This window comes from Pedobacter sp. WC2423, assembly GCF_040822065.1.
In the GTDB taxonomy this organism is placed as follows: domain Bacteria; phylum Bacteroidota; class Bacteroidia; order Sphingobacteriales; family Sphingobacteriaceae; genus Pedobacter.
On sequence record NZ_CP162005.1, the window covers coordinates 3942120 to 3957050 of the forward strand.

Below are 14931 nucleotides of genomic sequence, written 5' to 3' on the forward strand. Positions count from 1 at the left end.
TTATAATTTATTAATGGTTAGAATTAAGCTAGCAAGCTTTGAATAGCTAACTTTGTTTTTTCAAAATTAAACTGGTCGAGAATAGTTTCCATCATCACTTCAATTTCCGGATTACAAAGATTTCCTATGCTGCCTTCATGGGTGTGATTTACCTGAACTCCTGGTACAAAGGTACCATTTTCAATCGTCTCTCCCACTATCTGATAAGCTTCTCTAAAAGGAACACCCTTTAAAGCCAAATCATTAACCACTTCTACACTAAACAAATAAGCATACTTCTTATCTGCCAATATATCTTCCTTCAGCGTAATATGCTGTAACATATAGGTTGTCATTTCCAGACATTCGTTTAAAGAAACAATCGAAGGAAAAAGGTTCTCTTTCAATAATTGCAGGTCACGGTGATAGCCTGAGGGCAGATTAGTGGTCATCATTGCAATCTCATTCGGCAATGCCTGAATCTTATTACATCTTGAACGGATCAGTTCAAACACATCCGGATTCTTTTTATGTGGCATAATACTCGAACCAGTAGTCAATTCATCAGGAAATTTGATAAAACCAAAGTTCTGATTGATAAACAAACATACATCCATCGCCATTTTAGCCAGGGTAGCTGCCACAGAAGACATTGCCTGAGCCAGTATCCTTTCCGTTTTCCCTCTGCCCATCTGTGCATAAACCACATTATAATTCAGGTTCTCAAAACCTAAAAGATGAGTAGTCATCGTTCTGTTCAATGGAAAAGAAGAACCATAACCCGCAGCCGAACCTAAAGGATTTTTATTACAGATCTTCCAGGCTGCCAGCATCATTTCCATATCATCCACTAAGCTTTCCGCATAAGCGCCAAACCAAAGCCCAAAAGAAGAAGGCATTGCAATCTGCAAATGCGTATAACCCGGTAACAATTTGTCTTTATGTGTATTGCTTAAGGTAATTAACTGCTGAAACAAGACCGCAGAATTGCTGACCATCTCTTCAATTCTGTTTCTGAAAAACAATTTCAGATCTACTAAAACCTGGTCATTACGCGATCTTCCACTATGAATCTTCTTACCAGCTTCCCCAATACGCTGTGTCAGTAACCATTCAACCTGCGAATGTACATCCTCTACTGTATCTTCAATCTTAAACTCTCCAGCCTCAATTTCAGCGTAAATATGCTTCAGCTCTTTTTGTATTTCAGCAAGCTCAGCAGCAGTCAGTAAACCGATACTTTCCAGCATTTCTACGTGTGCCAGAGAACCTAACACATCAAAAGCCGCCATTTGTAAATCCAGTTCCCTGTCCTGACCTACAGTAAAACTCTCAATACTTTTATTTACTTCTATATTTTTTTGCCAGATTTTCATTGTCTATTATAAATTATAAAAAGCTCCCGCAGGAGCAAATGTTATTTCCCGCTGATCACCGGTTTAAGCATATCAATGTAGAGTTCTATTCCTTCAGCGATCTCCTTAATGAATACATATTCATCCGCCATATGTGACCGTGCAGAATCACCTGGCCCTACTTTTACAGAAGGAATACTTAATAAAGCCTGATCGGATGTAGTTGGCGAACCATAAGTAGTTCTGCCCAATGCAATACCAGACTGAACCAGCGGATGCTCTTTATCAATTGAGGAAGGTTTTAACCGTACAGAACGTGCTTTGACATCGCAATCCACATTGGTGCGGATAATCCGCAGCACTTCTTCATTGCTGTACGCATCAGTAACCCGTACATCTACAGTAAACGTACAAGTTGCAGGCACTACATTGTGCTGAGAGCCGGCATTGATAATCGTAACTGACATTTTCAAGGCCCCGAATACTTCAGATACTTTTGCGAAACGATAATTCCTGAACCATTCAATATCTTTCAATGCCTTATAAATTGCATTATCACCTTCTTCTCTTGCCGCATGGCCAGCTTTTCCGGTAACCGTACAATCCAGTACTAACAATCCTCTTTCTGCAATTGCAAGCTGCATTTCTGTCGGCTCACCAACAATAGCAAATGCCAGTTCCCCAAGATCAGGAATTATACATTCCAGTCCATTGTTCCCTGAAATTTCTTCCTCGGCGGTAGTCGCTAAACAGATATTGTAAGCCAGATCTTCCTGCGCATAGAAATACAAAAAGGTAGCAATCAGGGAAACCAGGCAGCCTCCTGCATCATTACTTCCCAGTCCATATAACTTTCCATCTTCTATTTTCGGTTCATAAGGATCTCTCGTATAACCAGAGTTTGGCTTTACCGTATCATGGTGCGAATTTAAAAGCACCGTAGGTTTACTGGCATCGAAATGCAGATTGTAAGCCCAGATATTATTCAGCTTACGGTGGATTTTAATTCCCCGTTCCTGCAAAAATTGCCCGATCAGATCAGCAGTTTTGTCCTCTTCCTTACTGAAAGATTGAATACTGATCAGATTCTTCAACAATTCCAAACTATCTTTTTGCAGCGTCTCTATCATAATTTATTCTTTTGTATATAATGCCCCGGCTTTTATAGCTGAAAGCTTAATGCCTTTGATCAGGGATGAACTGAATCCATTGTGCTCCATTTCATTCAAGCCTGCAATAGTACATCCCTTTGGCGAAGTTACTTTATCAATTTCCTGCTCTGGATGCGATTGCATCTGCAACAGTAAATCTGCGGCTCCTTTTGCAGTCTGAACAGCCATTTTCAGTGCCTCATCTGCGTGGAACCCAATTTCTACACCTCCTTGTGAAGCCGCACGGATCCCTCTTAAAAAGAAAGCAATACCACAAGCACACAAAGCAGTTGCAGCAGTCATCAGGTCTTCATTAATTTTAACTACTGCGCCAACGGTTTCAAACATTCTGGTTACTTCAGCTATATTTTCTGCCGAAGCCTGATCCGCAGCTACACAGGTCATAGACTGGCCAATAGCGATAGCCGTATTAGGCATCGCACGAATAACTTCTAATTGCTCCCCTAGTTTCTCCCGGATTGCGGCACAGCTCACTCCTGAGGCCACAGAAATCACCACATGCCGCTTGATATCAATCGCTCCGGAAATCTGTTCCATCAGCTGATTGAGCTGCTGTGGTAAAACAGCCAGAACAATCACATCCGAAGCCGCTACAGCCGCAGCATTATCAGCACTTATCTGATAACCAAGATTTGCAAATCCGGTTAAATGACTTAAAGTTCTCCTGGTTAAAGTAATCGCACCTGCCTGTACATAATTCGCTTTAACTAATCCTTTGGCTAGTGAAATTCCAATATTACCACTGCCCAGTATCGCTATCTTGCCTGTAAATTGTCCCATATTAATCTATTAATCGGGTTCCTAGACCCTGTGTATCAATCTGTGGTAATTCATCTGCTTTGCCAATATAGACCGCCTTAACTCCTTGTCTGATGGCTTCAAATGCATTATGTAATTTAGGGATCATCCCTCCTGAAACTATCCCTTCGGTTTGTAAGCGCTCAAAATCTTCTCTTTTAATCTCTGTTACCAGCGAAGTTTCGTCCTCCACATCACGCAAAACACCCTTTTTCTCAAAACAGTAAACCAGGCGTGTTTCATAAACCGAAGACATCGCGACAGCAACAGCCGAAGCAATCGTATCTGCATTGGTATTCAGCAACTGACTATCTCCATCATGCGTAATCGCACATAAAACAGGAGTCAGGTTACTCTTCAGTAAACTATCCAATGTGGTTACCGAAACAGAATGTTCATCCAGATCACCTACAAAACCAAAGTCTATCTCTTTAACAGGACGTTTTACCGCCTTAATCACGTTGCCATCTGCTCCGCTTAATCCAATCGCATTACATCCTCTGGCCTGTAACTGCGCTACCATATTTTTATTAATCAGCCCTCCGTAAACCATTGTCACTACGCGAAGGGTTTCAATATCTGTAATTCTTCTGCCATCAACCAGTTTAGGTTCAATTCCCAGAGAGTTTCCCAATTCTGTGGCAATCTTACCGCCTCCATGGATCAGGATCTTATCTCCTGGTAAAGCTGTAAAATCAACGAGAAACTGATGTAGCTTCTCTGAATTATCAATTACATTTCCACCTATCTTTATCACTGTTAACTGCTTCATGCTTTATTTCTTAAGGAACTCATTGATGATAGGAAATTCTTTTTCCGGCTCTTCTATCTGTGGATTATGACCCGATTTCTCAAACATTACAAACTGTGCCTGTGGACAATATTCTTTATACTTTACCATCATCCAGGGTGTGGCTACTCTGTCGAAACGACCGCCAATTACTAATATCGGCATCTTTAAATCCTTTAACTGTTTCCTGAAGTCAAAAGTTCCTATATCACTTCCCACATAAAAATCACCATCCCTGCCTACCATTTGATAGTATAATTTAGTATTCATGCTGTTTGGATAAGGTTTTCTGCCTCTGGAAACAAACTGACCAGGATTATACGCATATAAAAATCCATAAGGAACTTTACCATAAATCTCCTGATGCGCGGCATCACTTGAAACCGCCCCCTGCTCCCTGATTTTCATCAGGTCAGCCCAGACTTCCGGATAATTCGTTTTGATCTCATGGTTAGAATTGTCATCATTTTCCTGCCACATCACATAACTGTGAAAAGTATTGGCCAGGATCAGGTGACTTACATGAGCTGGGTACTTAATGGCATATCCTTGTGCAACTAACCCGCCGTAAGAGTGTCCTAAAAGAGACACTTTATTAAGTTTTAATGCTTTTCTTAAACCTTCTATATCTTCAATATCTCTTTGCAGACTATAAGCTGAAACTACTTTTGCAGTATCTGATTTTCCTCTGCCAAACCCATCAAAATAAATCAACTGATGATTTGCGTCTGCTAAAGGATCAAAACTTCTTAAACCAGGATGTGCACCACCAGGGCCGCCAGCAATAAAAATAACCGGATCACCCTGACCAACAGTAACCACCCATAACTTAGCACCGTTGACAGTAACAAATTTACCATCAGTCCAGCTATCTACAGTTTTTTGCTGAGCAAAAGAGAATGCGGCAAAACAAAGCGCACAGAATAAAAGATTGAACCTTTTCATGAGATTTCTGATGTTTTAACGGTTTTTAAGTCAATAGAGGCCTGATTTCTTAATCAATCAGGCATCCCCTAAGATAGCTTTTGTAACAGACCTTTCAAAACTGCCTGTGCTGCCCATAAGCGATTTCCCGCCTCATGGACTACTAAAGAATTTGGCCCGTCCAGTATCTCAGACGAAAGCTCCAGATCCCTTCTAACCGGTAAACAATGCATCACTTTTGCATCATTTGTGCCTTTTAAAAGTTCATTGTTCAGCATCCATCCTTCGGGGTAAGGCAGGATTTTACCGTATTCTTTATAACTGGACCAGTTTTTTACATAAATATAATCTGCACCTGCCAATGCTTCCTCCAGGTTGTTCGTAATATGGGCACCTGATGTAAAATCTTCGGAAAGTTCATACCCTTCAGGCTGAACAATTGTAAAGTCCAGCATATCCTCCTGCTGCGCTTTACACATCCATTCTGCAAAAGAGTTTGGAACTGCTTGTGGCAAAGCCTTGATATGCGGAGCCCAGGCCAAAACCACTTTAGGTTTAGTTGTTCCTTTCCAGGTTTCTTTAATCGTTACCAGATCCGCCAGACTTTGCAAAGGGTGACGGGTAGCACTTTCTAAACTTACCACAGGAACACCGCAATATTTGATAAACTTATTAAAGAAATCTTCGTTGTAATCTTCCTCCCTGTTTACCAGTTTTGGAAAAGAACGAAGTCCCAGTATATCACAATACTGCCCCATTACTGCTGCTGCTTCGCGGATATGCTCTACAGTAGTCCCGTTCATGACCACGCCGTCTTCAGTTTCCAGTGCCCATCCCTCTTTATCCATATTCATCACCATTACACTCATTCCTAAATTAATGGCTGCTTTCTGGGTACTTAAGCGGGTACGCAGGCTTGGATTCAGAAAAACAAGTCCAAGCGTCTTGTTTTTTCCTAACTGCTGATCTGCATAAGGATTGCGCTTTAAAGCAAGAGCATCTTTTACTAATTGGCCGATGTCTTCAACATCGTTTACTGAAGTGAACTGGTTCATCCTTTTATAGCAATTTTAAAGTTTTCTAAAAATTGATCTGCTTGTGCTTTGGTCAGATTAAGCGCAGGCAATAATCTGATCACATTTGGTTTGGCTTCTCCTGTAAAGATGAATTGCTTGAACAGCAAGTTCTTTTTAACCTGTGAAAGTTCTTCAGGAAGCTCAATACCGATCATTAAACCACGTCCTCTTACTTCACGGATTTCTTCGATCTTTTTAAGTTCAGCAATTAAATAATCACCAATTTTTGCTGCATTTTCCATCAGCTGATCTTGTTCCATGACTTCCAGTACAGCTAATGCAGCTGCGCAAGCCAGGTGGTTTCCGCCAAAAGTAGTGCCCAGCATAGAATGCCACGCTGTAAATTTAGGAGCAATAGAAATTCCCGCTACAGGAAATCCATTTCCCATTCCTTTGGCCATAGTGTATACATCGGCATTTACCCCGGCATAATCATGAGAATAAAATATGCCTGTCCTGCCATAACCACATTGAACACTATCAGCGATATAAACTGCATTATATTCGTCACATAATGTGCGGATTAGTTGAAGGAAGCTTACAGCAGCTTCTTTAATTCCGCCAACACCTTGTATGCCTTCAATAATCACAGCGCTGATTTCTTCTCCATATGCTGCGAAAGCCTGTTTCAAGGCATCCTCATCATTGAAGGGCAGAAAAACGATATGATCTGTGCTGTTGACCGGCGCAATAATTTTAGGGTTATCCGTTGCCGCAACCGCTAGGGATGTACGGCCGTGAAAAGCTCCTTTAAAAGCGATCACTTTTTTTCTTCCATTATAGAAAGAAGCCAGTTTTAAAGCATTTTCATTGGCCTCAGCACCAGAATTACAAAGAAATAGCTGAAAATCAGTCTTTCCAGAAACTTTACCCAGTTTCTCAGCAAGCTCCACCTGCAAAGGTATTTTCACTGAATTAGAGTAAAATCCTACTTTGTTCAACTGGTCTGTTAAACGTTTTACATAGTGAGGGTGCGTATGACCAATAGAAATTACGGCATGTCCACCGTAAAGATCAAGATATTCCTGCCCATTGGCATCCCATACGGCACTACCAGACGCTTTAACAATTTCTATATCATTTAAAGGGTATACATCGAATAAGTTCATCTTTTTTAAAGCTTTTTAGCCCAGGTTTTCACCTCAGGAGATTCATAAAATAATTTGATTGCAATGCCTGTTTAAGCAGGCGTATTTGTTGATTTAAAAAGCAGCTGCTTTAAGTTTCAACCCTTGCCGTTCGTCTAATCCAAACATCAAATTCATATTCTGTACCGCCTGTCCGCTTGCTCCTTTTAACAGATTATCAATCATGCTGATTATTAATAATTTGTTGCCATGTTTCTCTACATGTACTAAACCCTTATTCGTATTCACCACTTGCTTAAGGTCAATATTCTTTGAACTGACATGCGTAAAAGGATGTCCGCTATAATAGTCTTCGTAAAGAGTCTGTGCCTGTTCTGCCGTTAAATCGCTTTCCAGGTAAACCGCAGCAAGAATACCTCTTGTAAAGTCTCCGCGTTGCGGGATAAAGTTCAGCTCCTGGTTAAAGTCAGTATCCAGCTGTAAAAGGCTTTCTCCGATTTCATTCAGATGCTGATGCTCAAAAGCCTTATAAACAGATAGATTATTGTTACGCCAGCTAAAATGAGAAGTTGCCGCCAAACTTTGTCCTGCTCCTGTTGAGCCAGTTGTTGCATTGATATGAACTTCACTTTTCAATAATCCTTTTGCTGCCAGTGGCAATAAAGCCAGTTGGATACAAGTTGCAAAACAACCCGGATTTGCGATAAAGTTTGCCGATTGAATACGTTCCCTGTTTAGTTCAGGTAAACCATAAACCCAATCCTGACCCGCAGCTTCAGCCAATCTGAAGTCCTGGCTCAGGTCTATTATTTTAATACCAGCTGCAATAGGGTTTGCAGCCAGGAATTTCTTTGCATCGCCATGGCCTACGCATAAAAAAAGCACGTCTATGGCAGAAGAAAGTTCAGCTGTAAAACACAGGTCAGTATCTCCTAAAAGATCGGTGTGGACAGCTGAGATCAGATTTCCAGCATTACTGTTGCTATGTACAAATACGATTTCTACGCCTTCATGATTAACCAGCAGGCGCAGCATTTCACCACCGGTATATCCGGCACCGCCAACTATACCTGCTTTAATCTTCATTTCCGTTCACTTTATGCCAGATCATTACCTGGTTACCAAATATTTTAGAGAACCCTTTAACATCCTCACCGCTCCATGCATTGTTCATTTCTCCGTAGCTGCCAAATTTATTGCTCATCAAATCATGTTTAGATTCGATACCGATGATCTGGAATCTGTATGGCAATAACTCTACAAATACTTTTCCGCTTACCGTATGTTGTGTATCTGCAAGGAAAGCTTCAATGTTACGCATGATCGGATCATGGAATTGACCTTCATGCAGCCAGTTTCCATAAAAAGAAGCCAATTGCTCTTTCCATGACAACTGCCATTTTGTTAAAGTATGTTTTTCTAAAGTATGGTGTGCTTTGATAATCACCATTGGTGCGGCAGCTTCAAAACCTACACGTCCTTTAATTCCAATGATTGTATCTCCAACATGGATATCACGTCCAATCCCATAAGGTTGTGCAATCGCCTGTAATTTCTGAATCGCTTTTACCGGTTCTAATTGCTCACCATCCAGGGCAACCAGTTCTCCTTTTTCAAAAGTAAGCTCAATTTTGCGGCTCTTAGTTTCAGAAACTTGTGTTGGCCATGCTTCCTCTGGTAAAGTCTCGTTAGAAGTTAAAGTTTCTTTTCCTCCTACTGATGTACCCCATAAACCTTTGTTGATAGAATATCTTGCTTTTTCAGCGCTATATTCAACTCCGTGTTTACTTAAATATTCTATTTCCGCTTCGCGGGATAATTTCAAATCTCTGATTGGTGTGATAATCTCTACGTTAGGAATGATAATATTAAAGATCATATCAAAACGTACCTGATCATTACCAGCTCCAGTACTTCCGTGTGCTACATAATCAGCACCTATTTTTTTAACATAATTTGCTATGGCAGTAGCCTGGCTTACACGTTCAGCACTTACAGAAAGTGGATAAGTTGCATTTTTCAATACATTACCAAATACCAGGTATTTAATACAGCCATCGTAATAATTTGCAGTTTCATCAACTACAGCATGAGAGGCCACCCCTAAAGCGTAAGCTCTTTTTTCGATTTCCTGTAATTCTTCATCAGAAAAACCACCTGTATTAACAATGACCGAATGAACTTCCAGTCCACGGTCCTGAGCCAGGTGAATACAGCAAAATGAAGTATCTAAACCTCCGCTAAAAGCTAAAACTACTTTCTTTTTCATGAGCAATGTGTGTTTTTGTGGTGATGAAACTTACCTGCGTTTCTACGCCTGTCAGCCTCCATAACCGTTTTAGTTGTTGTTATTTAAAAAATAGGACTGATTGGTGTAAGAATGATTTTAAGCTTCCTTTGTCATCTGATGATTTTGGCTTAAGCACTAATCTTTGTTTAATGCGCATAAAACGCTCGTATAATTTAGGTTTACGCTCTAATTCCTCAGCAAATTTCTTTGCTACATCATGTTTTTGCGTTGCAGGATCGTAAAGCATTGCTGTACACATACAGTTTTTACGGTCTTTGCTTTTCAGAATCTCAAAGTTCACGCAGCTTTGACACCCCTTCCAGAATTCTTCATCTTGTGAAAGTTCTGAATAAGTTACAGGTTCATAACCCAGGTCGGAGTTAATTTTCATTACTGCCAGCCCCGTCGTTAATCCGAAGATCTTGGCTTTAGGATATTTGTGACGTGATAATTCGAAGATTTTATACTTAATCGTATGGGCAAGCCCCATCTTTCTGTATTTGGGGCTGACTACCAAACCTGAATTGGCCACAAACTGGCCATGGCTCCATGTTTCAATATAACAGAACCCAGCCCAGGAGCCGTCTTTGTGGAAAGCAATAACTGATTTACCTTCAGTCATCTTTCCCGCAACATATTCGGGCGAGCGTTTAGCGATACCTGTACCTCGTGCTTTAGCAGATTCAGCCATTTCTTCACAGATTTCTTCTGCAAAAACACGATGTTCAGGAAGTGCAACCTGCACTATAAAATCGTTTATATTCATTAATAGTTAACGAAAAAAAGATAAAATATTCTTATTAATTGGTTCTGAGGAGCTATAAAATTCTCAGGATTGAGTTAGAATTAACTCAAATACGGGGTGTGTAATTTTGCCGGCTGGTTGTTACATAAATGACAGGCTCCAGACGTTCAATATATAAACTTCTCGCAGCAATGTTCTTTGCTGTTACGATTGAAAGTTTATGTATTATCTGTTTGATCATTTTCTGTATAATTCCCGCTTTAAAATATTAATAGTGTAAAGGTTTAAATAAATTTCGAGTTGTGCAACAGGTTTTTTATTTTTTTACATTTCATCAACTCCTTGGATCTCATGACGTCACCGCTCAAAAATACGTTATAGCTGTTGATAGTAAAGATTAAATTTTTGTTAAATTTCAGGATAGAAACCTGCGAAAAACCAGGAGGATAACTAATACGATTTTTGGAATATGAATTTAGGTGCGCTATAATCAATCGGTGCACCCTTTTTAAAATAACTTATCCCCAGGTAGTTTTCCAGCATACCTGTTCCCAAAATCAGCCTTCCGTCTTTCTTTAGCAAAGCTATTGGCCCCCGGAACCATTTTTCAAGACCATAATGCTGAAAATGGTAATCCCCGATCAAAGTATCTCCTTTGATAGCTCCCTTTACATCTCCGGAATCTTTAAAACTACCATGATAGTTCACTTCATACTGCCCTATAAATTGCGTCCCTGTAATAGTTAATTTCAGAATAGCCGTATCGGCTCCCTTAATTGCAAGATAAGAGGTACGGACTACCTTTTTCTCTCTGCTATCGCATCCTTGTATCAGAACTGCGATTGCACTTATAGCAAATAAAAGCAGAGGCTTGGTAACTTTCATTATTTCTATTTTAAACAACGTGAATAAATTTATCCCCTAAGTTAGGAGACAAAGTCATAATCACAATCCCGTAAATCTATTTTAAATTCAGATTGTATAGATAAAATGCAAGATGTTTATTTATTTGTACGTTTATCATTTATAAGCTAACATCCCTTTTCATGAAGAAACTCCTTTTCTTTCTTTTTTTACCTCTTGCATTTACCTCAATAACCTCTGCACAGGACTTACGCGCAGCCAGAAAAACAATAAACAAAATGGCTGCTCCCGATTTCTGGGGAAGAGGCTATACCAAAGAGGGAATGGCCAAGGCCGCGATTTACCTTTGTGACGAATTTAAAAAGGCAGGCCTGAAGCCTATGGAAGGAAATGATTACAGACAGAATTTCTCTTACCCCGTAAATACTTTTCCTGGTAAAATGGAAGTAGCAGTGAATGGGGAAAAGCTGGTTCCTGGCAAGGATTTCATTATTGAACCTTCAAGCCAGGGCCTGCATGGCAGTATGAAACTGGAACAAAAAGACAGTATCTATATGAACCGTGCCCAGCGGATGTTTGTTTTACTTAAAGATAAGCTGACCTGGAGCGTTGCACAAAAGGCAAATGACTATACCGTTGTTGAAATCAATAAAAAGGCATTGACGATTAAACCCGACTCCATTAGCGTAGCTATTGACAATGAGGTTATTCCAGAATTTATAACGAGCAATATCTGTGGCGTGGTCAAAGGGACAAAACATCCGGATTCAATATTAATGATGACCGCACATTACGACCATTTAGGCGGTATGGGAGAACATACATTTTTTCCCGGGGCCAATGACAATGCCAGCGGAATAGCTCTTTTATTAAATCTGGCGAAGTATTATGCTAAAAACCCAGCGCCTTATACCATTGCTTTCGTTTGTTTTGCCGGTGAAGAGCCTGGACTTAAAGGTTCTTCTTACTTTACCACCTTCCCCCCTGTTCCGCTATCCAGTATCAGGTTTCTGATCAATGTAGATATGGTCGGCACAGGCGAAAAAGGAATTACTGTGGTCAATGCGACTATCCTTCCAAAAGAATTCTCTTTGCTGAATAAGATCAATGATCAGCATCATTACCTCAGCAAAATTACCCCCCGGAACAAAGCGGCTAACAGCGATCATTATTTTTTCACTGAAAAAGGTGTCCCTGCCTTCTTTATTTATACTCAGGGAGGAGTAAGTGCTTATCACGATGTAGATGATATACCTGCAACTCTGCCTTTAACGGAATTTGCCGACTTATTTAAGTTATTTGTAAAATTTAATGCTGCATTGATGAAATCTTTTTAATATGGCCACTATTCCTATATTCATTATCGATTTTCTGTCATATATTTAATTGTGTCAATTTCCAAACTAACAAATTGACACTGTGATCGTTTATTTGCTATAAATACATACATCGATGTCAATTTTACTATCTCCGTTAACTATAAAAAATATCAGCCTGAAAAACAGGATTGTCGTTTCGCCAATGTGCCAGTATTCCGCAGAAGATGGCTATGCTAACGATTGGCATTTAGTTCATTTAGGCAGCCGTGCAGTTGGCGGAGCCGCTTTGATCATTCAGGAAGCAACTGCTGTTTCTCCGATTGGAAGAATTTCACCAGGTGATTTAGGGATCTGGTCTGATGGCCATGTTCCTGTACTGAAACGCATTACTTCTTTTATTCATCAACAGGGCTCAATAGCTGGCATCCAGCTGGCTCATGCTGGTAGAAAAGCAAGTTTTGACTTGCCGTGGAATGGTGGTAAGCAGATTCTGGAGAAAGACGGAGGCTGGAAAACGGTCGCTCCAAGTGCAATCCCTTTTCATGACCATGATGAGCCGCCGATCGCTTTAACCGGCAGTGATATCGAAAAGATAAAGGCTGATTTTAGGTCTGCAACTTTAAGAAGCATAGAGGCTGGTTATCAGGTGATAGAAATCCATGCGGCCCACGGTTATCTATTTCACCAGTTTTTCTCTCCGCTCAGCAACAAACGTACGGACGAATACGGTGGAAGCTTTGAAAACAGAATACGTCTTTTACTGGAAGTAGTAGACATCGTTCGTGAAGTATGGACAACTGAGAAACCTTTATTTGTCCGTATTTCTGCTACAGACTGGGCTGAAAAAGGCTGGTCACCTGAAGATTCTATCCAATTGTCTGCCATACTTAAAACAAAGGATGTAGATCTGATTGACTGTTCATCGGGCGGAAATATCCACTACCAGGAAATCCCTCTTTTTCCAGGTTACCAGGTGCAGTTTTCTGCTTCAATCCGGAAAGAAACAGGCATGTTAACTGGTGCAGTTGGCCTGATTACCGAAGCAAAACAAGCTGAAGAAATTCTTCAGGAAGGAAAAGCTGACCTGATTCTTTTAGCGAGAGAGCTCTTAAGAGATGCTTATTTCCCATTACATGCTGCTTTTGAACTGGACGATGAAATCAAATGGCCGGATCAATATGTACGCGCCAAACCAAGAAAAAAGAGTTAACCCCTTAATTCCATTTCAGCAAGCAGCTTGCCTGCTTGCACTATAAATTCATCTATAGTATTTATCCTTTCAATCTTTGGTTGTTCTAAAGGATTAAAATTATAAATAACCAAATCACCCCATTTATCCCGGCAGTGCAAAATAAATGTACCCAGATACAATAAGGTTGTGCCATCTGATCTCCTTAAAGCAATAGTTATGCCTTGCTCTATTTTTAAGCTGGTTTCTAAACCAATTTGTCTTAATTTTGTTGTTCAATAAAAAAAGAGATTATGTTCGATAAATTAATGGCTGCTCAGCAAAAAGCTGAAGAAATAAAAAAACGTTTAGACACTGTTTACGTTCATGCAGAAGTTGAAAGTGGTGCAATTAAAGTTACTTCAACAGCAAACAAAACAATCACAGCGATAGACATCAACGAAGAATTCTATAAACAAGCTGATAAAGAAGAAATTGAAGAACTACTATTAACGGCCATCAATAAGGTATTGCAACAAGCTGAAACAGTTAACGCTACCGAAATGCAAGCTGCAACCCAGGACATGCTTGGTGGTTTAGGTGGAATGTTCGGCCAATAACAAAAAAAACACATAAAGATGAAATACACCTATTACGGACAATCCTGCTTCCTCTTAGAAGCTGACGGAAAGAAGTTTCTATTTGATCCATTTATTACACACAATGCGCTGGCTTCGGCTGTTGACATTTCAAAAATCGAGGCTGATTATATTTTGGTAAGTCATGGACATGGTGACCATGTGGCCGACCTTGCTCTTTTAGGGAAACAAACTGGTGCAGTGATTATTGCCATGCCTGAGGTTGCTGCATGGGCAGAAAAACAAGGCCTGACTAATATCCACCAAATGAATTATGGCTCTGCGAAATTTGACTTCGGAAAAGTACGCATGGTTTGGGCAACACATTCAAGTTCAATGCCTGATGGTAGCTATGGCGGAAATCCTGCAGGATTCGTACTGGAAACAGGAGGCAAAGCAATCTATTATGCAGGAGATACCTCATTGAATCTTGACATGAAGATTTTAGCTGAGTTGTATAATCTGGATTACGCGATCCTGCCGATTGGTGGTAACTTCACGATGGATGTGGATGACGCTTTAATTGCAACTAAGTACATTAACTGCAGCAAGGTAATCGGTGTTCATTATAACACTTTCCCTGTAATTGAGATTGATACGAGAGATGCAGTTGAGAAATTCGAGAGAGAAGGTAAATCATTGTTGTTACCGGAAATAGGAGAAACAATTCAACTTTAAAACAATTACATAAAAAAAGCGCCTGTTTGTAGAAAACAGGCGCTTTT

At 40.2% G+C, this 14931-nt stretch carries 15 protein-coding genes; 4 read left to right on the forward strand and 11 right to left on the reverse strand.

What is annotated here, in order from left to right; translation table 11 throughout:
* Positions 1–23: 23 nt before the first annotated feature.
* The 11 genes from argH to AB3G38_RS16380 all read right to left on the reverse strand — a co-directional run bounded on the left by argH (position 24) and on the right by AB3G38_RS16380 (position 11102).
* Positions 24–1355: an argininosuccinate lyase gene (gene argH / locus AB3G38_RS16330; protein ID WP_367864908.1), complete on the reverse strand. Its 1332-nt coding sequence runs from the start codon at positions 1353–1355 to the stop codon at positions 24–26.
* A 41-nt stretch (positions 1356–1396) separates the two neighbouring features.
* A complete protein-coding gene (locus AB3G38_RS16335) occupies positions 1397–2464 on the reverse strand; it encodes a M20 family metallo-hydrolase (RefSeq protein WP_367864909.1) in 1068 nt (355 codons plus the stop codon).
* A 3-nt stretch (positions 2465–2467) separates the two neighbouring features.
* Positions 2468–3286, reverse strand: coding sequence for a pyrroline-5-carboxylate reductase (proC, locus tag AB3G38_RS16340; protein WP_367864910.1), 819 nt, complete (start codon positions 3284–3286; stop codon positions 2468–2470).
* Position 3287: 1 nt separating this feature from the next.
* On the reverse strand, positions 3288–4076 hold the full coding sequence (gene argB, locus AB3G38_RS16345; protein ID WP_367864911.1) for an acetylglutamate kinase: 789 nt from the start codon (positions 4074–4076) through the stop codon (positions 3288–3290).
* Between the two features lie 3 nt (positions 4077–4079).
* Entirely contained in the window at positions 4080–5039 is a 960-nt protein-coding gene (locus tag AB3G38_RS16350) for an alpha/beta fold hydrolase (protein ID WP_367864912.1), read from the reverse strand.
* A 68-nt stretch (positions 5040–5107) separates the two neighbouring features.
* Complete coding sequence (locus tag AB3G38_RS16355) at positions 5108–6073, reverse strand: acetylornithine carbamoyltransferase (protein WP_367864913.1); 966 nt, start codon at positions 6071–6073, stop codon at positions 5108–5110.
* Positions 6070–7203, reverse strand: a complete 1134-nt coding sequence (locus tag AB3G38_RS16360; protein WP_367864914.1) for an aspartate aminotransferase family protein — start codon at positions 7201–7203, stop codon at positions 6070–6072. Before AB3G38_RS16360 ends, AB3G38_RS16355 begins: the two co-directional genes overlap by 4 nt.
* A 93-nt stretch (positions 7204–7296) precedes the next feature.
* Positions 7297–8268, reverse strand: coding sequence for an N-acetyl-gamma-glutamyl-phosphate reductase (gene argC, locus AB3G38_RS16365; protein ID WP_367864915.1), 972 nt, complete (start codon positions 8266–8268; stop codon positions 7297–7299).
* A complete protein-coding gene (gene argG / locus AB3G38_RS16370; RefSeq protein WP_367864916.1) occupies positions 8258–9451 on the reverse strand; it encodes an argininosuccinate synthase in 1194 nt (397 codons plus the stop codon). The genes argC and argG overlap by 11 nt, the downstream gene beginning before the upstream one ends.
* Before the next feature lie 79 nt (positions 9452–9530).
* Positions 9531–10238, reverse strand: coding sequence for an N-acetyltransferase (locus tag AB3G38_RS16375; protein ID WP_068404892.1), 708 nt, complete (start codon positions 10236–10238; stop codon positions 9531–9533).
* Between the two features lie 429 nt (positions 10239–10667).
* Positions 10668–11102, reverse strand: a complete 435-nt coding sequence (locus AB3G38_RS16380) for a hypothetical protein (protein WP_367864917.1) — start codon at positions 11100–11102, stop codon at positions 10668–10670.
* 161 nt (positions 11103–11263) lie between these two features.
* Here AB3G38_RS16380 and AB3G38_RS16385 point away from each other — a divergent pair, with 161 nt between their 5' ends.
* The 4 genes from AB3G38_RS16385 (at position 11264) to AB3G38_RS16400 (ending at position 14884) form a co-directional block, all read left to right on the forward strand.
* Positions 11264–12418 (forward strand): M28 family metallopeptidase, encoded by a 1155-nt coding sequence (locus AB3G38_RS16385; protein WP_367864918.1) that lies wholly within the window; start codon positions 11264–11266, stop codon positions 12416–12418.
* A gap of 115 nt (positions 12419–12533) precedes the next feature.
* On the forward strand, positions 12534–13610 hold the full coding sequence (gene namA / locus AB3G38_RS16390) for an NADPH dehydrogenase NamA (RefSeq protein WP_367864919.1): 1077 nt from the start codon (positions 12534–12536) through the stop codon (positions 13608–13610).
* A gap of 272 nt (positions 13611–13882) precedes the next feature.
* Entirely contained in the window at positions 13883–14188 is a 306-nt protein-coding gene (locus AB3G38_RS16395) for a YbaB/EbfC family nucleoid-associated protein (RefSeq protein WP_367864920.1), read from the forward strand.
* Positions 14189–14206: 18 nt separating this feature from the next.
* Entirely contained in the window at positions 14207–14884 is a 678-nt protein-coding gene (locus AB3G38_RS16400; RefSeq protein ID WP_367864921.1) for a metal-dependent hydrolase, read from the forward strand.
* Positions 14885–14931: the final 47 nt, after the last annotated feature.